29 protein-coding genes and 1 tRNA gene are annotated in these 23,261 nt (G+C 34.5%); 9 read left to right on the top strand and 21 right to left on the bottom strand.

The genetic code is table 11. The features are described 5' to 3' along the window. The 3 genes from HYY69_08535 to HYY69_08525 form a co-directional block, all read right to left on the bottom strand. Positions 1-264, bottom strand: a 264-nt coding sequence (locus HYY69_08535) for a nucleotidyltransferase domain-containing protein (protein MBI3033495.1), incomplete at its 3' end; no start/stop codon positions are given. Beyond that, positions 248-679 (bottom strand): hypothetical protein, encoded by a 432-nt coding sequence (locus tag HYY69_08530; protein MBI3033494.1) that lies wholly within the window; start codon positions 677-679, stop codon positions 248-250. The genes HYY69_08530 and HYY69_08535, both read right to left, overlap by 17 nt. Before the next feature lie 210 nt (positions 680-889). Then, entirely contained in the window at positions 890-2,458 is a 1,569-nt protein-coding gene (locus tag HYY69_08525; protein ID MBI3033493.1) for a hypothetical protein, read from the bottom strand. A 79-nt stretch (positions 2,459-2,537) separates the two neighbouring features. On the opposite strand from HYY69_08525, the gene HYY69_08520 reads away from it, so the two are divergent. Continuing rightward, a complete protein-coding gene (locus HYY69_08520; protein MBI3033492.1) occupies positions 2,538-3,584 on the top strand; it encodes a hypothetical protein in 1,047 nt (348 codons plus the stop codon). A gap of 224 nt (positions 3,585-3,808) precedes the next feature. After that, positions 3,809-5,509, top strand: coding sequence for a lysine--tRNA ligase (gene lysS / locus HYY69_08515; GenBank protein ID MBI3033491.1), 1,701 nt, complete (start codon positions 3,809-3,811; stop codon positions 5,507-5,509). 22 nt (positions 5,510-5,531) lie between these two features. Here lysS and HYY69_08510 read toward each other — a convergent pair whose 3' ends face one another. Further along, on the bottom strand, positions 5,532-6,893 hold the full coding sequence (locus tag HYY69_08510; GenBank protein MBI3033490.1) for a hypothetical protein: 1,362 nt from the start codon (positions 6,891-6,893) through the stop codon (positions 5,532-5,534). Between the two features lie 263 nt (positions 6,894-7,156). Here HYY69_08510 and HYY69_08505 point away from each other — a divergent pair, with 263 nt between their 5' ends. Continuing rightward, positions 7,157-7,756, top strand: a complete 600-nt coding sequence (locus HYY69_08505; protein ID MBI3033489.1) for a mechanosensitive ion channel — start codon at positions 7,157-7,159, stop codon at positions 7,754-7,756. 19 nt (positions 7,757-7,775) lie between these two features. Here HYY69_08505 and HYY69_08500 read toward each other — a convergent pair whose 3' ends face one another. The 11 genes from HYY69_08500 to HYY69_08450 form a co-directional block, all read right to left on the bottom strand. Next, positions 7,776-8,021: a UPF0147 family protein gene (locus HYY69_08500; protein ID MBI3033488.1), complete on the bottom strand. Its 246-nt coding sequence runs from the start codon at positions 8,019-8,021 to the stop codon at positions 7,776-7,778. A 39-nt stretch (positions 8,022-8,060) separates the two neighbouring features. After that, positions 8,061-8,387, bottom strand: a complete 327-nt coding sequence (locus HYY69_08495; protein MBI3033487.1) for a prefoldin subunit beta — start codon at positions 8,385-8,387, stop codon at positions 8,061-8,063. Then, the gene (locus tag HYY69_08490) at positions 8,344-8,631 is read right to left on the bottom strand and encodes a hypothetical protein (protein ID MBI3033486.1); all 288 of its coding nucleotides are present in this window, start codon (positions 8,629-8,631) and stop codon (positions 8,344-8,346) included. Before HYY69_08490 ends, HYY69_08495 begins: the two co-directional genes overlap by 44 nt. Positions 8,632-8,823: 192 nt before the next feature. Then, complete coding sequence (locus HYY69_08485) at positions 8,824-9,246, bottom strand: 50S ribosomal protein L37ae (protein MBI3033485.1); 423 nt, start codon at positions 9,244-9,246, stop codon at positions 8,824-8,826. Between the two features lie 59 nt (positions 9,247-9,305). Further along, positions 9,306-9,450, bottom strand: a tRNA-Pro gene (locus HYY69_08480). Between the two features lie 82 nt (positions 9,451-9,532). Further along, positions 9,533-10,036, bottom strand: coding sequence for a hypothetical protein (locus HYY69_08475; protein MBI3033484.1), 504 nt, complete (start codon positions 10,034-10,036; stop codon positions 9,533-9,535). 12 nt (positions 10,037-10,048) lie between these two features. Continuing rightward, positions 10,049-10,579, bottom strand: a complete 531-nt coding sequence (locus tag HYY69_08470) for a hypothetical protein (GenBank protein MBI3033483.1) — start codon at positions 10,577-10,579, stop codon at positions 10,049-10,051. A 209-nt stretch (positions 10,580-10,788) separates the two neighbouring features. Continuing rightward, on the bottom strand, positions 10,789-11,385 hold the full coding sequence (locus tag HYY69_08465; protein ID MBI3033482.1) for a hypothetical protein: 597 nt from the start codon (positions 11,383-11,385) through the stop codon (positions 10,789-10,791). A 24-nt stretch (positions 11,386-11,409) separates the two neighbouring features. Continuing rightward, positions 11,410-11,640, bottom strand: a complete 231-nt coding sequence (locus tag HYY69_08460; protein MBI3033481.1) for a type II toxin-antitoxin system HicA family toxin — start codon at positions 11,638-11,640, stop codon at positions 11,410-11,412. Between the two features lie 11 nt (positions 11,641-11,651). After that, positions 11,652-11,864 carry a type II toxin-antitoxin system HicB family antitoxin gene (locus HYY69_08455; GenBank protein MBI3033480.1) on the bottom strand — a complete coding sequence of 71 codons (213 nt, stop codon included), beginning with the start codon at positions 11,862-11,864 and terminating at the stop codon, positions 11,652-11,654. A 197-nt stretch (positions 11,865-12,061) separates the two neighbouring features. Continuing rightward, positions 12,062-12,364 carry a (2Fe-2S) ferredoxin domain-containing protein gene (locus tag HYY69_08450; GenBank protein MBI3033479.1) on the bottom strand — a complete coding sequence of 101 codons (303 nt, stop codon included), beginning with the start codon at positions 12,362-12,364 and terminating at the stop codon, positions 12,062-12,064. A gap of 51 nt (positions 12,365-12,415) precedes the next feature. Here HYY69_08450 and HYY69_08445 point away from each other — a divergent pair, with 51 nt between their 5' ends. The 3 genes from HYY69_08445 to HYY69_08435 all read left to right on the top strand — a co-directional run bounded on the left by HYY69_08445 (position 12,416) and on the right by HYY69_08435 (position 14,033). Further along, the gene (locus tag HYY69_08445; GenBank protein ID MBI3033478.1) at positions 12,416-13,282 is read left to right on the top strand and encodes a DMT family transporter; all 867 of its coding nucleotides are present in this window, start codon (positions 12,416-12,418) and stop codon (positions 13,280-13,282) included. A gap of 63 nt (positions 13,283-13,345) precedes the next feature. Next, positions 13,346-13,648: a hypothetical protein gene (locus tag HYY69_08440; GenBank protein ID MBI3033477.1), complete on the top strand. Its 303-nt coding sequence runs from the start codon at positions 13,346-13,348 to the stop codon at positions 13,646-13,648. A 43-nt stretch (positions 13,649-13,691) separates the two neighbouring features. Next, positions 13,692-14,033: a hypothetical protein gene (locus tag HYY69_08435; GenBank protein MBI3033476.1), complete on the top strand. Its 342-nt coding sequence runs from the start codon at positions 13,692-13,694 to the stop codon at positions 14,031-14,033. 41 nt (positions 14,034-14,074) lie between these two features. Here HYY69_08435 and HYY69_08430 read toward each other — a convergent pair whose 3' ends face one another. The 6 genes from HYY69_08430 to HYY69_08405 all read right to left on the bottom strand — a co-directional run bounded on the left by HYY69_08430 (position 14,075) and on the right by HYY69_08405 (position 20,860). Further along, complete coding sequence (locus HYY69_08430) at positions 14,075-15,265, bottom strand: phosphoglycerate kinase (protein MBI3033475.1); 1,191 nt, start codon at positions 15,263-15,265, stop codon at positions 14,075-14,077. Then, on the bottom strand, positions 15,262-16,266 hold the full coding sequence (locus tag HYY69_08425) for a type II glyceraldehyde-3-phosphate dehydrogenase (GenBank protein ID MBI3033474.1): 1,005 nt from the start codon (positions 16,264-16,266) through the stop codon (positions 15,262-15,264). The genes HYY69_08430 and HYY69_08425 overlap by 4 nt, the downstream gene beginning before the upstream one ends. A 15-nt stretch (positions 16,267-16,281) precedes the next feature. Further along, positions 16,282-17,709 carry a class II fructose-bisphosphate aldolase gene (locus HYY69_08420; protein MBI3033473.1) on the bottom strand — a complete coding sequence of 476 codons (1,428 nt, stop codon included), beginning with the start codon at positions 17,707-17,709 and terminating at the stop codon, positions 16,282-16,284. Positions 17,710-17,713: 4 nt separating this feature from the next. Further along, a complete protein-coding gene (gene glpX, locus HYY69_08415) occupies positions 17,714-18,658 on the bottom strand; it encodes a class II fructose-bisphosphatase (protein MBI3033472.1) in 945 nt (314 codons plus the stop codon). A 113-nt stretch (positions 18,659-18,771) separates the two neighbouring features. After that, entirely contained in the window at positions 18,772-19,938 is a 1,167-nt protein-coding gene (locus HYY69_08410) for a hypothetical protein (GenBank protein ID MBI3033471.1), read from the bottom strand. 439 nt (positions 19,939-20,377) lie between these two features. Then, positions 20,378-20,860, bottom strand: coding sequence for a hypothetical protein (locus HYY69_08405; GenBank protein MBI3033470.1), 483 nt, complete (start codon positions 20,858-20,860; stop codon positions 20,378-20,380). Positions 20,861-21,118: 258 nt separating this feature from the next. Between HYY69_08405 and HYY69_08400 the strand changes: the two genes are divergently transcribed. The 3 genes from HYY69_08400 (at position 21,119) to HYY69_08390 (ending at position 22,887) form a co-directional block, all read left to right on the top strand. Beyond that, a complete protein-coding gene (locus tag HYY69_08400) occupies positions 21,119-21,283 on the top strand; it encodes a hypothetical protein (GenBank protein MBI3033469.1) in 165 nt (54 codons plus the stop codon). Positions 21,284-21,294: 11 nt separating this feature from the next. Next, positions 21,295-21,552 carry a 50S ribosomal protein L35ae gene (locus tag HYY69_08395; GenBank protein MBI3033468.1) on the top strand — a complete coding sequence of 86 codons (258 nt, stop codon included), beginning with the start codon at positions 21,295-21,297 and terminating at the stop codon, positions 21,550-21,552. A 93-nt stretch (positions 21,553-21,645) separates the two neighbouring features. After that, complete coding sequence (locus HYY69_08390) at positions 21,646-22,887, top strand: argininosuccinate synthase (protein ID MBI3033467.1); 1,242 nt, start codon at positions 21,646-21,648, stop codon at positions 22,885-22,887. Positions 22,888-23,261 lie beyond the last annotated feature (374 nt).

The raw sequence follows: 23,261 nt of genomic DNA, 5'->3' as shown, positions 1-23,261 counted from the left end.
AACTTCTCGTAAGCGCCATTTATCACCTTCAATGGAATAAAACTTTTTTAATGCTCTTTCAGCTGCTTTTGTTATATTCTTTTCATCTTTCTCATCCACATCTATAAACAGATCAACATCACTATCTCTATCAAAGTCACCTCTGGCAACAGAACCAAAAAGAAATATTCGTTTGATACTTGATTTAATATCACTATCTCTGAAAAGATAGCTTAAGTAAACATAAGCATAGCCTATGAGAATCTCTTTATTCAAGAGAATCACCTATTTCTTCTAATCTTTTACTAAGAATCTGTTTTACGGTAAGAAAATTATCCAGTACTAGTTGAATCTGACTTTTAGAACATTTTCCGTAAATTAAGGTGTCTCTCTGCTCCTCAATAGTGTACAAATAATCGTAAATTTCTTCTTTTCCTTCAAAATAAACAGCCATCTTTCGTTCTATAAATGGTGGAATCTTCTGTCCTAACTTTGGTCGTTCAAACCATGTATGTTTAAGCATTTTCCCTGTGGTGAGGAGGTTTATTTTATGCAGGTATAACTCTAGAATCTCAACGCTGCATGCACTACAATGAAAACCAATAGTTACTGGACGTTGTTCTATTCCTTTATCAATGGCATCTTGTATCTGTTCAAGATGTTCTTTTATCCTTCGTTTATGTTCAAATATGCTTCCCATAAGGTATAAAATGTACCATTAATATTTAAATTTTTTGGTATATTTTATACCTTTATTTGGGCAAAGCTCGGGTTACTGCCAGTTCGCATTGAGATCTTTGTTAAACAAAGCAATTTTCTCTCTGGAACTCCGAAAATTGCCCGATAAGTATTTCGAAAATGCTCACAAAATAGGCAGTAACCATAATTTTGCAAAGTTCTCAATCACTAATTATCTCAATCTTCCAATCCCTAATCTTTCTGTTTCAATCGCAAATCTTGCTTGACCAGCTGGTGTTGGATATTCTCCTGTTGTGCATGCAGTACAAAATCCTACTTTCTGCTGTGGATCAAGGCTTTTAGCAATAGCTATAAGTTCGCCAATATCATTAAATACAACACTCTCAGCGCCAATAGCTTGGGCAATTTGTTCTGGTCTTGGATGTGAAAATGCAAGAAGTTCTTCAAAGGTTGACATAGCTATGCCCATCCAACAAGGATTTCTATTAATATCATAACCTGTGCGAACATGAACACTTCTTGCACCACCTACTTCCTTAATATATTGTATCACTTCTTTGGTTGTATTGCCGCGCACTATACTATCATCTAATGCAACAACATCTAAACCATCAACAATCCCAGGTGTTATTCTGAATTTTTCTCTGACACGTATATGTCTTCCATTTGGATCATCATGGAGAAAACTTCGGTAGTCTCCTTTTCTGATAAGAACTTCAACAACACGAGCATAGTTTCCTTGCTCATGGAGTAATTTCATATAACCATCAAGATAAGCACGTGGAGTTTCAGGGATAATAGTTATAACGTGGTTATCGGTAAACGTTAATGGTTCTCTTCTTCCCAACGCTTCTCCCGCTTTTATCCTAAACTCTTGCACAGAAACTCCATCCTGTATCGAGGTAACATTTGCAAAATAAACATGTTCAAATAGACAGGTGCGAAATTCTTTAGGTTGAGTATAGGCAACAGGACCATGCATAGTACCATCTTTCTCGACCATAACCATTTGTCCCGGAAGTATATCATGATAATTTCCTCGTTTAGTAAACCCAAGATCAAGCAATGCAGTTGATTCTGATGCAATAAATATGCCGCGATTATCTTGTGCATAACATAACGGTCTAAATCCATAAGGATCACGGACTGCTATAGTTCTTCCTTCAGCGTCATTAAATACAATACAGTAAGCGCCGTCAAGCACATCGCTCAGTTCCTTAAATATGAAACAATAATCATCAATAGTTGCATGACGATACTCATGAAGAAGATCATTGACCACTATTTTTATCAATTCACCATCAGTATGTGTGGTGAAAACTCTTCCTTTTCTTACTTGTTTAGCAATTAACTCTTCTGCATTGATAATATTACCATTAAATGCAATAGCAAAGTTTCTGCCAATATCACGTGAAGATTGCTGTTCATAAGGATGCGCTAATGCTTCTAATTCTGTTCCACTTAATTTTTGATTTGCCTGAGAGGTTGCATATCTTCCATGAGCAATTCCTGAATAACCAACTATTCTATTCCGTGAACCTCTTAGTCGTTTACTATCCGGATGTCCAAATCCTTGAACAATATCACCTGCATGTTTTTCAACATATAATGGTGATCTATTGCTTCGTTCATCAGCATAAACTGCCACTCCTACCGACATATTAAACCTATTGCATTGAGAAAGGAGCATATTGTATAAACAAGGAAATACATTTGCAGAATGATCATATAAATGCACTGCTGCTACTGCGCATTCTGTACCTATTTGGTCAAGCGACATCCCCATATTAACAAGGAATAAAGAATAATTAATAAAGATGATTATAAACTTTTTTAAATAATACACCTTTCTTAGTTATATGCCTCGGCAAATAACAACGAATCTTAAACAACATTTACCAGCAATCATCGAAAAAAACTTCCAAATAAGCAAAGACACCACCATTTTATTAGTTTATGATGAACAATGCAAGCTTGCCAAGATATTGGCAGATGGCTATAAAGAGGCAATAGCTCATTATCAACATCAGATCATTAATTACGATAAAATAGCAGCTGAAAGTATTCTTGCTATTTTCGACCAACTACCAAAAAAATCACTAGTGATTTTAGTGCAAAGCTTGTCATTTAGAATAACCAAAGACAGACTAAGAGCAGATTTGTTTAGAAAAGGGCATATGGTTATAGAGCATGCGCGTTTGCAGCACAATAAAGAAGACCAAATTGAAACATATATTAATGCATTAGAGTATAACACTCCGTATTATACGCGCATGTGCAATAAAATAGAACAATTACTTAAAAACAGTACCAACATCACTATTGCTTCTGAAACTTGCGGAGAAAGTAACAGAGATAAAGAAAACCCTATACTTACGATTAATTCACCTTATGAAGAACCAGTCAAAAATACCGGCGAATTTTACCAGCAATTAATTCCCGCAGGAGGATTTCCTATTGGAGAGATATTCACTGAAGCGCAACAATTAGATAAGATTAATGGCTCTGTTATTGTTTTCGGATTTCCAAACAGCAATCACCTTACAACATGGACAGAGCCTTTTATGGTAACTATTAAAGACGGCTGTCTTGTTTCCCATCATGGACCAAAAGAATTTGATGATATTCTTAATTTAATTAAAAGCGAAGAGATGGGAAAAGTGCAAATTCGTGAAATTGGATTTGGATTAAACAAAGCTCTTGGATTTGATAAACGCATTGATGAACCAACAGCATTTGAGCGATATGCTGGCGTACATTTTTCTCTTGGTTTAAAGCATGCTATGTATCGAAAAAAATTTCCAAAAACAGTTTATCAAAAATACCATGTTGATATTTTCTGCAAAGCTGATACTATAACTATTGGGACTACCAGAGTATTTGAAGAGGGAAGATGGATTGAATAAATAATAAAAAATAAGAGGCTCTGTCCCGAATCTCGGCTTACGCCTCGGTTTTGGTGCCGTGATTATCTCGCATGTTGATAAGAAGGAAAAAATTCCCATTGGAATTTCCTTTTTTCCCACGTATTAATTAGAAAGATAATCACCAGCATGGCACCAAAAACTTCATTCGGGACAGAGCCAAAATAAGAAAAACATTTATAAAACATATTCTATCTCATGCTAAGATGGAAGATAAAGAAAAGAAGAAAAGCAGCCATACTTCAGATGATGAGAAAGATGATAACACTCATCTTCATTGGGCAGATCAAATTGCATTAATGGTTGAAGAGCATGTTGCTCGACATAAGGAACTTCAACCTCTTGTTAAAAAAAATGGTTATTTTATTTATGATGAGAAAACTCCTTCTGGTGTTATTCATGTTGGCTCAGGAAGAGGATGGATTATACATGATGCTATTGCAAAATCTCTCCAGAAAAGAGGTTTAAAAGCAAGGTTTGTGTTAAGTTCTGATGATATTGATCCCTATGATAAACCAAATAAAGAACTTGGTCCTGCATGGGACAAATATTTAGGAATGCCCTTTAGAAATATTCCCAGCCCTGTTGAAGGTTATGAAAGTTTCGGCGATTATTATTTTTATCAATGTGTTGAAAAATTTGAAGAACTTGGTATTCATGCAGAGCTTGAAAGCACCGGCGCAGAATATGAAAAAGGAACTTTTAATGCTGCTATCAAAAAATCATTAGATAATTATAAACAAATTCAAGATATTTTTATACGCTATTACGGTGAAGATGTTGATGCTGCAAAAAAAATTCCGTTTAATGCTATCTGTGAAAAATGCGGCAAGATTGCAACAACACTTACCTCTGCATGGGATCCTGTAAAAGAAGTAGTCAGCTACGAATGCAAGAATATCAAATACACTAATGGCTGCGGCTATAAAGGCCAGGTTTCTCCTTACAATGGCAATGGAAAACTACCGTGGAAAGTAGAATGGGCAGCTAAATGGCCAAGCAAAGGAGTTGTTTGCGAGTTGGCAGGAAAAGACCACTTCACTAAAAATGGCTCACGAACTATTGCAGTTGCTATTTGCCATGAAGTCTTGCATTACCCGCCTCCTTATCCATCTACTTCAACAGAAACAGGGAAAGGATATGAATTTTTTAATATTGGCGGCAAAAAAATGTCAACCTCAAAAGGTCAGGGTGTTCCTTTTAAAGATATGACTACAGTTCTGCCACCGCACATGGTGAGATTTTTATTAATCAGATCACGGCCTAATGCTGTTATTGATTTTGACCCTAATAGGGATAACGATATGATTTTCTTATTTGACCGGTTTGATCAAACTGAAAGGATTTATTTTGGCAAAGAAGAAGCTAATGAAAAAGAAAAGCTTATGCATCAGCGTATTTACGAGCTTTCTCATATCGGACCCGTGCCAAGCAAAATGCCTATTCAAATTCCCTTCAAATTTGCAGCAGCAGTAATTCAAATTGGTTTATCTGAAGAAAAAGCTCTTGAGATTTTGAAAAAACTGGATTATCTACCGCCTAAAATAACTGGCACTGATTTGCATTACGTGACACAGCGTTTGCATGATGCGCAACAATGGGTTGACAATTATGCAAGTGATGACTATAAATTTCAAGTGCAGGATTCAGTGCAGGTTAAAGTAGATCATCTTTCAAAAAAAGCATTGCAGGAAGTTGCTGCATTGCTTGAGAAACAGAAAAAGATCAATGATAAAGATCTTCATACTGCATTTTATGATATTTGCAAATCATTGCAGCTTGAACCAAAGCAATTCTTTCAAGATGCTTATAAAGTAATCATCAACAAAGATCGAGGACCGCAGTTAGCAGGTTTTATTTTGACCATCGGCAAAGATAAGTTTGGGCATTTGGTCAAGCAATTATAATTCTGTTAATAATATTAAACAATTACGTTATCTTTCTAACAATTCCTGTACTTGTATCAACCTCAACACTATCGCCTGTTTTTAAAACCTTAGTGGCAATTTTTGTATAGACTATACAAGGAATCCCTAATTCTCTGCTGACAACTGCTGCATGGCTTGTTAAACTCCCATAATCTGTAATAATAGCTTTTGCTTTTTTCATCGCTATAATGAAATCAGGACTCGTCATAGGAGAAACAAGTATCTCGCCATCCTTCATTGTTTTTATTTCTTCAGCAGAATGAAGAATTCTTACATTACCTTTTATTTTTTTACCTTCACTTGCGACAATTCCTTTAAATTCTTTTGCATCCTTATCAAATTGATTATTAAGAAAAGGATTAAGTATAGCTAACGCTTTTTTACCAGTAAAGAGTTCTTCTTTATTTTCTTTGGCATGAATGGTATAATAACAAAGATCATCATAACAAATTTGTTTTCTCTTTTCAATTTCTCTTAAAAACAAGGTAAAATAATAAATAGCTTGAAGAATATATTTTTTCCTCTCGTAATGCCACCATGCGCAAAATCCAATAAGCTGACCAATAGTAACTAGTTCTTTGCTTAGTTTATAATACATAATTATTTTCTTTTGTTTCTTTTTAACGTTCTCAGTGTATTGCTTTAAATCTCGTATCTTTTCTTGAGCTTCTTTTATAGAAATCTTACCTAATTCTTCTTTGAAATAGTTAATTGATAATTGTTTGCTTCCATAGTAACTATTTAATAGCCAATGGTATTTTATCTGGTGTTTATGTAATTTTTTATTAAATATAGTTTTATTTCCTTGCAATTTTTTTATTTCTAATAATTCAAGTTCAGCATGCTGATAAAAAGTTAGCTTCTCAGAAGTACATAATGCTTCCATAGTTTTAGCAACATCTTTACTTGGAAATGTTTTTTCTAGTTTCTTTTGCAGGTAACTATCACTTCCAAGATTTGCAACTTCAGGGAGTAAACCAATGGTCCAGAATTCTGATTTTAGTTCAATAAACTGTTCATATTTTTCAGCAAGGAGCATAGTGCTGCAATTTTTTAATTTATTTTGAGTTATATTATTGAAAAAATTACTGAGCTTTTTTACAACATTTTCCCATCTTATCCATGCTTTTTCTCGCTGATCTCTGTTAAGAATAAATTTAACAAAATTATTCTTGCCTTGTTGCTGCAGTTTTTTTAAATCACAGAAGAAATAAAGTTTTTCCTGATAAACTGCTTCAAGTATATCAGGCCAACCATAAAACTCCTGGTTAAACCCCTTTATGCCATACCACCAAATATGGGTAAAAAAAGGCTTTCCATCTATTGGTCCCCAACAGAATAATGGTTTTGCAGGATTAATCATGCTATTAATAACACAATATCTATTATTAATATATATCTATTTTATAGGCTCTGGGCTTCATCCAAAAATAAGGTTAGCGCCCTCAGGTCGAAACTCTTCACAGTAACGGTTTAAAGAGGTCAGAGGGTTGGCTCCTTCGGAGCGTGACCGATTATGCGATTGAAATAAGCGAAGTTTCGAAGGCGCTAACCTGGCGGCAGCCATTTTTTGGATGAAGCCTAGGCTCTGATAAACTTTATAAACCAATAAAATATTTTCCCCATATGCCCGAGCCTACAGAAACCTTATTAACAACAACTGATAAACTGCATTATATCAGTGAGATTATTAAACCAGTTTTTACGAAAATTATAACTGCAGTAGTAGTATTATTGATTGGTTTAATCATCGGCAAAATTATAGGAAATGTTCTTCAAAAAGTGCTTTATGAATTAGAATTAAATAAATTGATTAAAAAGATTACAGGATTAAGAATAAGATTTGAAGAATTTATCGGAACTCTTGTTACCTATGGTATTTTCTTTATTTCAATTATATTTGCCTTAGATATATTGGAGCTTACGACTATTATTGTACAAACTTTAGGGATGCTCATTTTATTTATCATTCTTATCTCAGTTGTATTAAGTGTTAAAGACTTCATTCCTAATTTGATTAGCGGGTTGATTATAGCAAAAAAAAAACTTATTCAAGAAAATGACTTGATTGAACTCGGTTCAGTTAAAGGCAAAGTTCTGCAAGTAGAATTATTGGAAACAAAAGTAATGACACCTAATGATGATATACTATATATTCCCAATAGTATGATAACTAATCAGAAAATCAGGCGAATGAGACGGAAAAAGCACGTTAGTAGTAATTAAGTAATAAGTTTTCTTATACTTACATCATCTCTAACAAAGAAACAATATTCCAAATCTGTGTTCGTGTATAGGGCTGCATATTAGAATCATCTGATACTTGATCTAATTCGCTTAATGCTCTATTCACTTTAAGCGATATTTCACCCTGTGTTTTAAGAAAACTAATAGAATTTTCAATTCGTTGCTTGACATTTTTAGGAACTGACTTGTCTTCAAGCAATTCCTGCAATGCCTGAACTATATTTTGTAATTTGTCTTCACTCATAATCTCAACCTGTGCGTTTGTTTGCAAAATTAATCAAAACTAATCTTCTTTCTTCATTTGCTGCATGATTTCTTGGCGCAAAGCTTGAGCTTGTTCTTTAAGCTTATTTTCCTGCTTTTCAACTGATTTAACCCTTAATTCATACATTTCTTTCTTCTCTTTTAATGAAGCCATAAGATCTTTTTTTGAAGAAGCAACCATTATGTTGCCAATAATTTTATACGCAACATCTGTTTTTTCTAATTCTGATAATGCAGATTCTGCTTCTAATAACTGCGTCTGAAACTGCTGCTTCTGCATAATAGTCTGCTGCAAATTTTGCTCATGCATCTGAAGTTTTTGAAGATTTTCTTCTTGTGTTGCCATGCTGCGCCTCCAGCTTTTCATAGACTGTTAATAATTTGGTGACATTATTTTGCGTTGCGCGCAAAGCAACTGAATCACGCGCACTTATTGCTATTTCAACATAACCTTTTTTTTGAGTAATAGTGTATGAACTTCGCTCCCATTGAGCATTTTTCAACTCAGGAAGTAATAGTACATAAAGGTCATGGTTATCAGTATATGCTTTTATGAGTGCTTCATATTTCATAGTAAATTCATAACTCATAGTAAACTTAAACTGCCTTAATTTTAGTCACGGTAGTGCGTGGCTTAAATAACATTTTACTGCCGCAATAAAGACATCGAATTCTTTTTCGAAGATTTTCTGAGGAAATTGATTTGTTGCAATTAAAACATCGATATTCCATGATAATAACCTCGCCATAAGTTGTATAATTGTAAGTATAATTTACGGTATTTACCGGTTAATCTCGTTTTCTGATTGTTCTTGAGATTCATCTTCAGATTCAAATTCATCTTCAGATTCTGACTCTTGCTGCTCCCTTGATTCATTGGTTTCTTCTTCACCAACTACTGCCTCATCAGTTGCTTCCTGATCTTCAGCATGCTTTGGCGTTAAGGTTAATTTGAATTCTTCTTGTTCATGAGTTTGCAATACAGCTTCAGTTCCAAAAGAATATGCTTTGCCGGCAAATTTCATATGACATCCCTGGCATTGCCATATTCCTAATGCTAAGCGTTTTACTTTCATTTTTTTGCAAGAAGTACATTGATATGCTTTTTTTTGAAGCTGTTCAATTTGATCAAAACGTTGTTTTACCGTAATCCCATACCGCGGCCCAAATCGTTTTGTTGATGTTAATTTAGATTGCCTTGCCATGCATCATACATCTCCAGACTATATTTGCTCCAATTTGCTTCATATCTGCTCATTATAAATGGGGTTGCCCGGAATTTCATGAGCTGCTTTACCGCTAACCCTTTTGAACCGGGGTCCAAAGGTCCCAAACCTCTGATGATAGATTACTCCCAGTAATCCCAGTAAATCCAGGATTTACGCTGGACCAAGCTACACCACAACCCCATATATATAATAGGACACCTGAGTAAAGGTGAGTGATTATGTTAAAAAACCTTGAGGATATATATAAATGTTATGCATGATATTACATAAACTTCTGCATATTGAGATATGATTTAATCGTATTATACAAATGGGTTGTTTCATCTGCTACATACGATTCAAACTTATTCGTATGGATTTTATAAATATACATGTCAAACAACGTTCTTAAGAAAAACAAGAATGCTTTTGACTCCCAACGTTCTTCGTAATCTGTATCTAAATACCCCATAAATGTCATAAGCACTTTACCCTGGTTCATTTTAACATTATAACCCTCTCGTTTAACAACAACATCTTTAATGCCAGAAAAAATCATATTTACTTTAATGCAGCCTCTTGCATAATCGCTTGTTTTTTTCCATGGTTCAATTTCTATTTCTATTTGCCTGCCATCTTTAAACACTTGTTCATAGTTCTTCCGCTCGTATTTATCCCAACCTCTTTCCCTAAACCATTTATCAATAACAAGATACAGTTCATTGAGATTAAACAATCCTTGATAATTTAACCGTAAGGTATCAACAACAATTCTTCGTTCTGACATTTATAACACCCTTTACCAAACATCCCAGTGTTCATTACCTTTAGTCTGCATATCTAATGCTTCTTTTACTACATTTGCCAGTTGATATGCTTTAAATCTTAATTTATCTTCCCAAAATGCATCAAAATACATCTTATATACATATTTTACCAGGAATTCCCAAAGTTTCTTTTTAAGAAGTGAACCTTGAAACGTACCTCTGTAATCAAAATCTATTCTTCGCTCAATTCTGACAAAAATTCTTGCTTTCATAAGCTTCTTTTTTTCTCCATCATGTACAACATCAATATAGGTTGCATCCCATATATGAAAATGAAGATTATACTTGTTCATAACCATCTCATTCATCTTCATCCAGGCATCCCAATTAACTTCAATCTCTAATCCGTATTCCTTAGCCTTTTTCTTAAATTTAGTTTCATGAAGCTGAAATCCCCTGAACGTGAGCCAGTCATACACTTGTTTATATAACGCATCAAAATCAAATATCCCTTTAAACAGAATTTGCTGGGGTAATGAGCTAAATGGTACACGTTCAGCCATACGCTTTCTGAGAAAACGTTATTTATAAAACTTATGATTCCCTAGGCTTCGGTGAAAATGTATTGTGTAGCAATATACCATCAAAGAAAGTCAAATGTTATCAAACACTTTCTTTGATTCGTATAGTTTTAGCGCCTATTTTGTGAAGCTCTTCTATGCTTACATCGGGGATTTTTCGGAGTGCCAGAGAGAAAAATCCAATTGAAATATCATTGAAAAGCTGAACCGGCGCTAAAACCTGAAAGATTTTTACCAGAACCCTTCCTTAACTCCTGAAGAGTGCTATATAATGCGTGCTTTGTGCCTGGATATTTTGCTTCTAACTGCGATAATAATCTGCCGATATCACTTTGTTTTTTAAGATACGGTAATTTCTTAAGCTGGCAAAATCTTTTGAGTTCTTCATTAGTGACTGGTTCAAGCAAAGGAAATAAATTACTTTTAGTTTTAAGATTATATTTACTTTTAATTTGTTTACCGGTAAAATAATAGCCAAGCAAGCTTTCAACAGCGTCATCAGTAGTTGAAGCAACAATAATAAGATTAGTTTTAGATATTTTTGTTTTTATTGTGTTAGATAATGGTTGGTAAGTTATTTTAATCGGCGCTGTTATTATCTTCTTGATAAGGTATTCGCATATTCGATCAGTTACCGTGATATTTTTCAATGTTTTAAAAGGCAATTGCCGTTGGAGATGTTTTCTAATTCTTTTTTCAAATACTTTAACAAAACAACTATCACAGAATACTTCCTTACTTTCTCTGCCGCATTTATTGCAGGTTTTACGGATGTTGATGAGGTTCATTATTTCTATTCTCGTTTACTATTTTTATTTTAATAATCTTAAAAATTCTTCTCTTGTTAATCCTAAATCATGCTTAATTATCTTATTTAATAATCCTGGCCCAAGTTCTTCGCCAGCATGATGTGGAATAGTTGTTCTTCTTCCATCTTCATGTTTAAAGATCATATGGCTACCTTTCGTAGGATCATAAACAAAACCTAATTTTACAACAATTTTAGAAAATTCTTTGCCAGTGAATTTAGGCAATTTTGGCAAAAAACACACCCCTATACTTCAATTTGTTGAACTCCTATAAACTGAGGAGGTACATCTTCATCATTTTCTTCAGATTCTAAATATGCTTGTATTGCTTCTTTTGTTCTTTGAATAAGTTGATCCATTGTTTTTGCTTGAGTATGGCAACCTGGTAATTCAACTACTTCTGATACTAACCATCCGTCTTCGTCTTTTTCAATAATGATAGTATATTTTTGCTTCATAAAGTATAAAGAATTACTTAACTATTTAAATTTATTCTTAAAGTAGGCTCTGTGGAAAATCTCGGCATAGCCTCGGTTTTGGCATCAGTTCGGCTTTTGATGGATTTATTTTATTGGATTTTTCTCTCTGGCACTCCGAAAAATCCCCACACGTAAACTTGAAGAGCCTCACAAAAAGATGCCAAAAACTACATTTTCTACAGAGCCCTTAAAGTAATATATTCAATTAATTTCGGTACTTCATTAAGCTTTACTTCAGTCAGCCACACTCTTTCAGGATAAAAAACAACGGTTGTACCCTGCGTATTGCAAAATCCCAAACAACGTGTTCTGGTTACCCAAACAATCCCTGTTAAACCCTGATCTTTAACAAATTTTTTTATCTGGTCATAAATTTCTTGACCATGAACATCAGCACAGCAGGGCGTTGGTGAATTTTCACGTTTATTAACACAGACAAGCACATGTACTTTATAATTCATGTTTTTGATTTGTTTCATAGTTCAAATAAAAGCAATCAATTTTTAAATATATTCTTTAACATCCTTTTCATGGACACTAAGACTATTGGAGTATTAGCAATATTAGGCGCAAGCTTAATGTGGGCATTAGAGCCAATTTTTGCAAAGCTTGCCTATGCTAGCGCAGATTTTCTTCAAACTTCAACCATAAGGGCAATAATCGTTGGTTTGGTCGCAGCATGTTATATCGTAGTTACTAATAAAAATAATTTTAAAGTAAATCTCAAAGAATTTTCTTATCTGTGTTATTTAGCATTATTTGGTACACTTATCGCAGATTTGCTTTACTTCTATGCTTTAACAAAAATTCCTGTAGTCAATGCAGTACTTATAGGGCATATGCAACCAATATTCATTGTTCTTCTTGGTTATTTTGTTTTGAAAGAAGACAAATTAAACAAATATGACTATTTTGGTATTATTATTATGATGGTCGCAGGACTATTAGTTACTACGCAGAATATGAATAATTTAATGCAACTTAAATTAGGGTCATGGGGTGACTTTCTTGTAGTGCTTGCAACCTTAGCATGGACGACAACTGCTATTGTTATGAGGAAATATCTCAAACACGCTCATGCAGGTGTTGTTACTTTTTATCGCTATGGTATTTCGGCAGTTGTTTTTGTGGTGTACCTTTTATTGAAATCATCAATCTCGTTACCTACCTTGTATCAAATAGCAGTTGGCATAATTGTGGGAATTGGCGCGATTCTTTATTACGAAGGGTTAAAACGAATAAAGGCAGCGCAAGTTTCAGCTCTTGAATTATCAACACCATTTTTTGCAGTGTTTTTAAGTTTCTTTGTGTTGGGTGAGCGATCGACAATTATGCAGATAAGTGGTATTCTGTTATTGTTTGTAGGAGTTTACTTTTTGTCGAAGAAAGAACAATAATATTCTGAAATCTAATAATTTGTACTAACTGTTTAAAAAAAGAGAATATTTAAATACTTGCTCATGATACTAGTTAGTAAGAAGCATGTTCATAGTAATAAGGAGAGTGATGATTTGAAAACAGTGGAAATTAAAGCAATTTTGAGAAGATTATTCAACCAAAAGCGCATTGGTGGCAGACATACTGAAGAAAAGAATTGTCTTAAATGTATGAAATATCTACCACGTGATGCTCAGAAGCTTGTTTATGAAGATTGGGAAACATGCATTAAAAATGAATGGATTCTTCGCAAGAAATCCACTGGCGAATGGCATGTTAGTTTAAATCCAGAAAAATTAGGTGAGATTTTACATGAGATCGAATAGTTAATTTTAAGTTTTTAATTTATTTTCAAAAGAGGTGAGTAAGATGGGAGATTTTGAGAGTATGAAGAATGGAGAATATGGTTACTTTTGTGAATTATTTGGTGCAACACCTAGGAATAGAATTTTAGAGTTTTTTTTAGAAATGAGAGAATTAGATTTTGCTATGAGTGATATAATCCAAGAAACAGGATTAAATAAAGCAACTGCTTACAACACCATGGAAGAATTAGTTAAACATCAAATAATTATTCCTACAAGAACTGTTGGTAAAACACAACTATACAAATTAAATATGAAAAGAGATGATGTTCAATTATTGATGGATATATTTAATAGAATATTAAAAAAGATGGCTAAGAAACATGAACAAGAAGTAGTATGTTGATGTGATTTTGTTGAAAAAAATTAAATAATTTGTTTAAACAATTAAACTATCACTTTCTCGACTAAAGGAAACCTCTTCTCGTTCTCTTCCAATGCACTTATTCCTGGCATATCTTGACCGGAAAGCAGCTGCAAACTTGCTCCACCGCCAGTTGAGACATGGAAGAATTTCTTTTCTAAACCAAATTTGCTGACAAATCCAGAACTATCTCCACCGCCAACAATAACGCGAGCTTTTGTTGCTGCTAGGTATCGAATAATATCCAATGTTCCATACAAGAATTTTTCGTTTTCATAATACCCCATTGGCCCATTCCAGATAATAGTTTCTGCTTCATTCATATAATGTTTAAATAATTCTAATGTTTCAGGCCCAATATCCAAACCCATTTGATCATCAGGAATGCAGTCGCTTTTTACAATATCAACATGTTCAGCGTTTGGAGAGTTTGCGACCACTAAATCAGTAGCAAGAACTATTTTTCTGGTGTTTAATAATTCACGCGCTATTTCAAGCTGTTTATCTTCAACAAGTGATTTTCCTACATAATAACCAAGAGCTTTCAAAAAAGTGAATACCATAGCTCCTCCGATTAATACATAATCAACACGCTTAACAAGATTTTCAATAATTGGAATCTTTGTTGACAATTTTGCTCCCCCAACAAGAGCAACTGTTTTGCCGACAAAATTATTAATACTCAGCATATCAAGTTCTTTTTGCAGAGCAAAGCCGGAAAAGCTTGGGAGGTATTCTTGGATTGCACATAACGACGCATGCGCTCTATGGCTGACAGAAAAACCTTCATTAACATAGCAGTCAAAACCTTCTGCTAATTTCTGACCAAAAACATCATCATTCTTCTCTTCTTCAGGATAAAAACGAATATTTTCAAGCATAACAATACAGCCAGGTTTAAGATTCTTCTTCATTACTTCTGCTTCTTGACCAATAACCTCATTAAGTTTTATTACTTCCTGGCCTAACAATAATGACAACTCCTTGGCAACTGGATTTAAACGCAAGCTCTCGACAATCTTTCCCTCCGGCCTGCCAAGATGACTCATTAATACTATGCTTGCATCTTGTTCAAGGAGGTACTGTATCGTTGGCAAAGCTTCGAGAATTCGCTTATTATTATACACGTTACCATCCTGTGTTAATGGCACATTAAAATCCACACGAACTAATACTTTTTTATGGGTAAAATTGAAATCTTGTATGCGTCTCATTTTATTAATCCTAATAGTTTATCGGTCTTAGCAATACTCTCTTCTTGACTGCATGCTTCCATCACTGCGCGAATAGCATCAATATTTTCAGGTACGACAATACTCTCCTGATGCACTGCCTGAAACAAGCTTACTTCATTGCCTTTAACATACAAACATTCATCCCAAATGCAAACATCCATCATATCGTGATGCCAAAGATTTGAATCTTTAGCGTACTCCATAATTGCGGCAGTAGAATCAAACTTTGCTTTTCCTGAAACTATTCTTATCCGAGGCTGATGCCTAAATAATTCAATAACATCTTCCCGCGAAGCAGGTGATTTCAGATAAATTTGCACTGCATGAACATGCATCAAAGTCGTTGGCACAATAACTGCATTGGTAAATATATTAATGTGCGGCAAAACCGTGTTGACATCAGGACCATGATGAGAAGGCATTTTCATATCCGGCACAATTGCATTAATTGGCCCAGTATCTACATCATTTGCATCTACTGCCCTTCTGATTAAAGTAGCACGGCAGCTTTCTACACCAAACATCTTATCAAGACTATGCAATGTTCTGCTTAAACCTGTGGTGTTGCAACTGACAACACGGACATGTTTTTTTCCCCAAGCTTTATCATAATTAGCTTGGCTAACAAATGACACATCACCAACATGGGATTTTTCTCCACCTTGGTAAATTGCTCGAATAGGATATTCATCATATATTAATTTATTTGCTGCGCCAACTTTTTTAGGAGTGCAGTCAACAACAACGTTGCATTGCTGCAATAAATCCTGCATATTTCCGGCAATTTTAATGCCATTATCAAGAAATGGCTGTTTATCACCAACAGCAAACAAAGGAATTTTTTTATGCACTGCTGCTAATACACGGTAATTAAAGGAGTTTACGGTTACACCAACAAGTTCCATATCGTCTTGCGCTTTGACTGCATCAGCAACACGTTTTCCAATAGTCCCATATCCAACAATAGCAACTTTAATCATAACTCTCACCGTTTTCTAACAATTTGCTTGTTTTGGCAGCAATAATACATACAATGAATGCATAATGTCAGTAAACTCTTTACTTAATGCAAGCTCAAGCGCTTCAAGTGTTTTTGGCTTCATCGTAAGCAATTCTTTTTTAAAGAATTGAGTAATATGTTTTCGTTCTTTGTTAAAACCAACAGCTTCAGTAGGATGGGATTTAACTTTATCAGCAAATTTTTCAAATACCATTTTTTTCATGCGCTTGTGCAATTCAGGCTCATGCTGTTCAATAACATCCCAAGTAATATTTTGGAATCCTGTTGCAAGGTGAATTTCACCAACATGCATAGCTGGAAATAATGCAAAATAATGTTTTGGCAATGTTGAAGCGCCATGCTGGACTGTAACAATATGCTTTCCAGGATTAAACGGGTCTTTGCCTTGCATAAATAAATCATGATGCGCCTGGAAATCCAATGGTACATTATCAAGCGGTTTTCCATCTGGTCCTAATTGTCCGCCATGAGCAGAGCCAACATTGATGCTTACTTTGCTTAATCCCTTAAAACCACTCAGAACTATGTTCTTTTTAGGATCTTTTTTAATCTGCTGGAACATTTCTTCATACAACAATGCGAGATATCCATTAACCTCAGGAAATTTAGTGTTTAAACTGCCAACCTCGCCAACTTCTCCACCAACACTTATGATGCAAGGAAATATCATCTCTTTTTCAAGAGATCTGATATAATAAAGAAATTCAGCAGTAAGCTTTGCATTCATTGCTTGATTTTCTTTTGGCGTTTTGTTCGGATCAGCAGTTTCAAATTTAGACGTATCAATATCAATGTTGTAAACTCCTTGTTCAATTGAACTCTTGATGACCTCTTTGATCCGTTGGATCTCTTGTTCAGGATTTTCCGCATATTTTTTAGGATCAGCTTGGTAATGGTCGCCTTGCAGATATATTTTTGTATTTTTAAATCCGCATGAGATGTATGCAGCTTTAACAAGACTTGCATATTCATCTATCTTTTGTCCAGTATAACCTTGCTCAGATAATGCAAGTTCAAATACAATATGAGGAAGTTTTAATTGTTGATAGGCAAGCAATGCAGCTCGAACAGTATGGAACGTGAGCATTCTGCAGTTGATTGCTGGTGTTGTGGCAAACAGATTTTTGCCCTCAGCTTTTTCTCCATAATAAACATAATTAGAACTCGGTTCTAATTTTAAATGATACGCAATTGCATTAATAATATTGATTGCTTCTTTTTTAATTTCTGGATTTTCGTGAACTGAAGCAGTATACTGGAGTTGCCAGATAATCTCTTCTTGTAATTTCTGCTCATTATTGATCTTTACTACTTTTCCTTGAGCATCAAAACTAGCAATCTCTTGAAGCATATGATGTAATTCCTGAACTTGCTTGAAATCCTGATAATTTATTTTTTGCATATATTCACCTCTGATGAAAATGATGTGCTTCTATAAATCTGATAGTTCCTGTTTTAGCGCGCATGACAACAGAATGCGTCATAGCGCCTTTGGCAGTAAACTGCACTCCTCTTAATAACGGACCGTCGCTAACTCCTGTAGCAACAAACATACAATGTTCGCTTTTAGCTAAATCATTAGTGTGGTACACAAAACTTAAATCATTAATTCCCATCTCTTTTAATCTTTGTTTTTCTTGATCATCTTTTGGCATAAGTATTGCTTGAATTTCTCCGCCTAAACATCTGATCGCTGATGCTGCTAATACAGCTTCAGTAGATTTTCCTATCCCTAGCAATAAATCTATTCCTGAATCCTCATATGATGGCGCAATAGCTCCAGAAACATCTCCATCAGTAATAAATCTTATTCTTGCACCTGTTTTCCTAATCTCTGCAACGATGTTATCATGCCGAGTCCTATCCAAAATAACAACAGTAACTTCTTCAACATTTTTGTTTAGCGCTTTTGCTACAATCTTAATATTTTCTTCAACAGAATTATGTATATTTATTTTCCCTGCTGCTTTTGGCCCGACAGCAATCTTATCCATATACATGTCTGGCAGGGAAAGTAAGCCTCCTTGAGGGCTAAGGGCAATTACTGAAAGGGCATTGAGCAATCCTTTTGCAACACTATCAGTGCATTCCAATGGATCAATAGCTAAATCAATTTTGTCGCCTTTTCCAGAACCAACCTTTTCACCATTATAAAGCATAGGCGCTTGATCAATCTCACCTTCGCCAATAACTACGGTTCCATCAAAATCAACATTATCAAAGCGCTTTTTCATAGCTTCAACAGCAGCTTCATCTGCTTTGTATTTATCTCCTTTTCCATACCATTGAGCGCAAGAAAGAGCAGCAGCTTCTGTTACACGAACCATTTCTAATGCAAGATTCCGATCCATTATCTTTGACCTGTTACCATAATTATCATGAATAATGAGTTTCTGTCACTTAGAGTATGATAACATCACACTTTTAACAGTTTCAAATAGTAATCTATATTTAAATATTACTTTCATGACTTATCTTCGAGTACATCATCATCAGGTTGAAGCTCGCGAGGATCTACAGCATCATGCTCTTCTTTTTTTGCTTTTTCTTTTCCTTTTTTTAGAAGTTTATTTGATTCTTCTTGTTTTTGATTTTTCGTTAATCTGATATTAACGTCAATCACTTTCTTCAAGCTTTCTTTTTTCTTTTTTAATAGTTCATACAGCGTAAACAGCATAATAATTGCTCCAGCTATAGATGAGATTAAAACAGCATTATTTTTCAAGGTCTGGCTAAACGATTCTTCAATAATTTGAGCCTTATCAAGCTTAGTTTTTTGATAGGCATACTCGTTTTGTACAAGGTCAAAACTTGCGTTTGCAGTAACTATATCATTGGTTAAAAGAGCTGTTCTCGTATTGGTTAAAAAGGTTTTTAGATCAGCTATGTTAATGTCTGCTACATCGTATTTATCGCGTTTTTTGTCATGAAATTGCTGTTCAAGATCACGATATTTTTGTTCAAATTCCTGTAATTGAGATGTTAAACTTTGAATATTTGCATTTTTTTGCTCAATATCCTGGGCAGTTTCTGTTGCTTTATTTGAATCGACAACGGTTACATTATATTTAAAGGTAAAATCATTGACTTTAATCGTTAGAGGAAGTTCTCCTCCTTGTTTAAAATTACCCATGACAATAACATAACCTGTTTGTTTTGGTTCAAGCAGTGGAATTGAAATGATGTTATACGTAGAAAATCCCTTTCCTGAAACAAGTGCAGGAACATTATTCAACGTAATAGTGCCATTATTTTGTAATTCTATACTCAGTTGAATGTCTCCCACATTAAAGGTATCCGGAAGAATACTAATAAGGTCAACACCTTCAATGTCAACAGGCATCTCATTAGTTGTTTGATTATTTTGTTCAATAGGTGTTGTTGTAGTTGAGGTATTAGTGGTATTAGTAGTATTAGTGATGTTATTTGAAATAGTTCCATAGTCAGCCACTATCGTTGTGTTGGATGCATTATCTTGGAAAGTGTCTTGTATAGAATTATTTTCACCTGAAGTTGTATTTGTAGTGGTAATATTTACTGTTGTACTATTATCTTCAGCAGAAATAACAGAAGCAAAACTTACCATGAGAATTATTATCATTGCAGTAAGAATATAATTATTAATTTTCATGCTTTCACTCTTTACCTCACGACTATTGAGAACAATTAAGATACTTTTTATAAAGTTTCTGCTCTGTAGGGCACTGTAGAAAATGTAGTTTTTGGCATCTTTTGGTGAGGCTCTTAAAGTTCATATGCGAGGATTTTTCGGAGTGCCAGAGAGAAAAATCCAATAAAATACACTCTTGAAAAGCCGAACTGATGCCAAAACCGAGGCTATGCCGAGATTTTCTACAGAGCCGCTCTATAGGCACAATCCAAAAAACGAGTGATATTGCGAAAATGCCTTCGGCAGCCACCATCAGCTCGACTTAAGATGCAGTTATCGATTGTGCTATCCTCTCTGGAACCTCGGATAGCATTTGATGAAACATCAGATAAGCCTCGCAAAAAAGATGGTGGCACTTTTCGCAATATCACTTACAAATTGGATTGTGCCGTTCTGTATTTTACTTGATATCATATATCTCTGCAGTTACAAAGGGATTTTCTTCAACAAAGCTGCAGCCTATGTTAAGAAATTCTTTTTCAAAGGGATAAAATTTTCTTTGCTTTACTGCCAAGCATCGCGGTGAAAAAAATATTTGTTTTCCTCGAATAAAAATAGGAAAATCATGGCATGTTTTTGGTCGTTTTTTATTGTTATAAACAGTGCATCTATTATTTTTATCCAGACTTGTACATCCATGTTCTCGTTTGCTCATATGCAATGAAAAATTCTCATTGGGCAATTGTTTTAATAATCCTTCTTTAGTCAGCTCAACAACTTTGTTGTGGGTAACAACTGCAACTTCATCAGGTTTCATCACTAAATAGCCCTTTCTACAACAATATGCCTGACATTCTTCACTGCAAAAATTGCTGATACTGTTCCGCGCTCTATCTGCAATTTCAAGTATTTTTTCTTTAGTATCGTTGGAAATAATCTCCATTAAGTAGCGAAATCTCGCAACCTATATAAACATTTATATATTGACGGTTCTGTCCCGAATCTCGGCATAGCCTCGGTTTTGGTGCCGTGATTATCTCACTTATGTATAACAAGGAAAAAATTCCCATTGTAATTTCCTTTTTTCTCACCTATTTATTTCTTGGATAATCACCAGCATGGCACCAAAAACTACATTCGGGACAGAACCTATATTAACTTTGTCAAAAACTTTATAAATAGTTCCAAAAATCAATAGCATGTGGTTAATTTAAAGAAACTCAAACAATGCCCTGAATGTGGAGGGAATAATGTGAGATATAGTGAAGCTGAAAAAGCTTTGATCTGCAAGGATTGCGGAGACTTATTTCATGAACTTACTCCAGAACAGGAAAAAAGATTAGAAGATGTTTCTGAGGTAATATAATAGGTGGAATTATGAAAGGCGTTATTGTAAACTTTAGAGGAAGTCATCATACACAGAATCATAGGCAAATGATTTTACAGTTTCATGGAATTCATAATCTTGAAAAAGCTGGTTCTTTATTAGGAAAGTCTGTAGTGTTTAAAACACAAGCTGGCAATCAGATTAAAGGAAAAATTTCTTTACCGCATGGAAGAAATGGCGCTGTTCGCGCTATTTTTGAAAAAGGCATGCCAGGACAAAGCCTAGGGAAAGAAGTGGTTGTAGAATAAATTTGTTTTAAATAAAACAGAATAAATAAATTTGTTTTATTTAAACCATCACTTTTTTAAATAACCACTTTTTTGGATAAAAAAGGTGATTGCATGAGTAAAGGAAAAGTTGTTTTAGCATATTCTGGCGGATTAGATACCTCTTGTATTCTGAAATGGTTAATAGATCAAGGATATGACGTTATTGCTTATATTGCTGATATTGGACAACGTGAAGATTTTAAAGCTGTTGAAAGTAAAGCCAAAGCTATTGGCGCATCAAAAGTGTATATTGTTGACTGTAAAAAAGAGTTTGTTACTGATTTTATTTTTCCTGCAATTAAAGCAAACGCGCTTTATGAAAGCAGATATTTGCTAGGAACATCTCTTGCAAGGCCTTTAATTGCAAAACATCAAATTGCTATTGCACAAAAAGAAAATGCCCAATTTGTCAGCCATGGCGCAACAGGCAAAGGCAATGATCAAGTAAGATTTGAGTTAAGCTATTATGCTTTGAAACCAGACATACAAATTATTGCTCCTTGGAAAGACAAAGAATTTCTTGCAAGATTTCAGGGAAGAGTTGATCTTATTAACTATGCCAAAGAAAAAGGAATTCCTATTAAAGCTACTGTTGATGCACCCTATAGCACTGACGAAAATTTGATGCATATTAGCTACGAATCAGGGATTCTTGAAGATCCAAAGCTGACACCAAATCCAGAAATGTTTGAGTTAACAAACTCGCCTCAGACAGCTCCAGATAAAGAAACTCACCTAATACTTTATTTCAAAGACGGCATCTGCGTTAAGGTTGAAAACAAAGATGATCATACTCTAAAACAAGATCCGCTTGAAATATTTATGTATCTTAACAAACTCGGCAGTGAAAACGGCATTGGAAGAATAGATATTGTTGAAAACAGGTTTGTTGGCATTAAATCTCGAGGCGTGTATGAAACACCAGCAGGCACTATATTGCGTGCAGCGCATCTTGATATCGAAGGAATTGCTATGGATAGAGAGGTTATGCGTTTGCGTGATATGTTAACCCCTAAATTCTCTGAAATAGTTTACTATGGATTCTGGTTCAGTCCAGAAATGGAGTTCTTAATAGCTGCTATCAACAAAAGCCAGGAATTTATTGATGGATCTGTTTCATTAACATTATACAAAGGGAATGTTATAATTACCGGGAGAGAAAGTCCAACTTCATTATATGATGAGAAACTCAGCAGCATGAATGTTGAAGGTGGATTTAATCAACAAGACAGTATTGGATTTATTAAAATAAATGCTATTAGATTAAAAGCTCATCATGTTATAGTGAGAGAAAGGATGAAGAATAAGAAATAAATTTCGTAAGGCCGGCTCTGTCCCGAATCTCGGCTTACGCCTCGGTTTTGGTGCCGTGATTATCCCACTTCTTAATAAGAAGGAAAAAATTCCCATTGGAATTTCCTTTTTTCTTGCTTATTATTTGGTTGGATAATCACAAGCATGGCACCAAAAACTATACTAGTCAAAGAAAGTGTTGAATAACATTTGACTTTCTTTGATGGTATATTGCTACGCAATACATTCGGGACAGAGCCGTTCAATGGTGAGCAGTAGGCACATATCCTTCTTTCAAGGCGCGCACTGATTTATAGAAAAAGAATGCAATACAACCAATCGTTAATACTGGTGATATCCATGAAGGAACATGATAGCCAAAACTATCTAATAAC

The organism is Candidatus Woesearchaeota archaeon (assembly GCA_016192995.1).
GTDB lineage: Archaea > Nanobdellota > Nanobdellia > Woesearchaeales > DSVV01 > JACPTB01.
This window is presented reverse-complemented; position numbering and strand designations above follow the sequence as displayed.

Bases quoted from the DNA above. Each gene is read 5' to 3' on its own strand.
- HYY69_08530 (MBI3033494.1), bottom strand. From the start codon at position 679: ATGGGAAGCATATTTGAACATAAACGAAGGATAAAAGAACATCTTGAA.
- HYY69_08525 (MBI3033493.1), bottom strand. From the start codon at position 2,458: ATGTCGCTTGACCAAATAGGTACAGAATGCGCAGTAGCAGCAGTGCAT.
- HYY69_08520 (MBI3033492.1), top strand. From the start codon at position 2,538: ATGCCTCGGCAAATAACAACGAATCTTAAACAACATTTACCAGCAATC.
- lysS (MBI3033491.1), top strand. From the start codon at position 3,809: ATGGAAGATAAAGAAAAGAAGAAAAGCAGCCATACTTCAGATGATGAG.
- HYY69_08510 (MBI3033490.1), bottom strand. From the start codon at position 6,893: ATGATTAATCCTGCAAAACCATTATTCTGTTGGGGACCAATAGATGGA.
- HYY69_08505 (MBI3033489.1), top strand. From the start codon at position 7,157: ATGCCCGAGCCTACAGAAACCTTATTAACAACAACTGATAAACTGCAT.
- HYY69_08500 (MBI3033488.1), bottom strand. From the start codon at position 8,021: ATGAGTGAAGACAAATTACAAAATATAGTTCAGGCATTGCAGGAATTG.
- HYY69_08495 (MBI3033487.1), bottom strand. From the start codon at position 8,387: ATGGCAACACAAGAAGAAAATCTTCAAAAACTTCAGATGCATGAGCAA.
- HYY69_08490 (MBI3033486.1), bottom strand. From the start codon at position 8,631: ATGAGTTATGAATTTACTATGAAATATGAAGCACTCATAAAAGCATAT.
- HYY69_08485 (MBI3033485.1), bottom strand. From the start codon at position 9,246: ATGGCAAGGCAATCTAAATTAACATCAACAAAACGATTTGGGCCGCGG.
- HYY69_08475 (MBI3033484.1), bottom strand. From the start codon at position 10,036: ATGTCAGAACGAAGAATTGTTGTTGATACCTTACGGTTAAATTATCAA.
- HYY69_08470 (MBI3033483.1), bottom strand. From the start codon at position 10,579: ATGGCTGAACGTGTACCATTTAGCTCATTACCCCAGCAAATTCTGTTT.
- HYY69_08465 (MBI3033482.1), bottom strand. From the start codon at position 11,385: ATGAACCTCATCAACATCCGTAAAACCTGCAATAAATGCGGCAGAGAA.
- HYY69_08455 (MBI3033480.1), bottom strand. From the start codon at position 11,864: ATGAAGCAAAAATATACTATCATTATTGAAAAAGACGAAGACGGATGG.
- HYY69_08450 (MBI3033479.1), bottom strand. From the start codon at position 12,364: ATGAAACAAATCAAAAACATGAATTATAAAGTACATGTGCTTGTCTGT.
- HYY69_08445 (MBI3033478.1), top strand. From the start codon at position 12,416: ATGGACACTAAGACTATTGGAGTATTAGCAATATTAGGCGCAAGCTTA.
- HYY69_08440 (MBI3033477.1), top strand. From the start codon at position 13,346: ATGATACTAGTTAGTAAGAAGCATGTTCATAGTAATAAGGAGAGTGAT.
- HYY69_08435 (MBI3033476.1), top strand. From the start codon at position 13,692: ATGGGAGATTTTGAGAGTATGAAGAATGGAGAATATGGTTACTTTTGT.
- HYY69_08430 (MBI3033475.1), bottom strand. From the start codon at position 15,265: ATGAGACGCATACAAGATTTCAATTTTACCCATAAAAAAGTATTAGTT.
- HYY69_08425 (MBI3033474.1), bottom strand. From the start codon at position 16,266: ATGATTAAAGTTGCTATTGTTGGATATGGGACTATTGGAAAACGTGTT.
- HYY69_08420 (MBI3033473.1), bottom strand. From the start codon at position 17,709: ATGCAAAAAATAAATTATCAGGATTTCAAGCAAGTTCAGGAATTACAT.
- glpX (MBI3033472.1), bottom strand. From the start codon at position 18,658: ATGGATCGGAATCTTGCATTAGAAATGGTTCGTGTAACAGAAGCTGCT.
- HYY69_08410 (MBI3033471.1), bottom strand. From the start codon at position 19,938: ATGAAAATTAATAATTATATTCTTACTGCAATGATAATAATTCTCATG.
- HYY69_08405 (MBI3033470.1), bottom strand. From the start codon at position 20,860: ATGGAGATTATTTCCAACGATACTAAAGAAAAAATACTTGAAATTGCA.
- HYY69_08395 (MBI3033468.1), top strand. From the start codon at position 21,295: ATGAAAGGCGTTATTGTAAACTTTAGAGGAAGTCATCATACACAGAAT.
- HYY69_08390 (MBI3033467.1), top strand. From the start codon at position 21,646: ATGAGTAAAGGAAAAGTTGTTTTAGCATATTCTGGCGGATTAGATACC.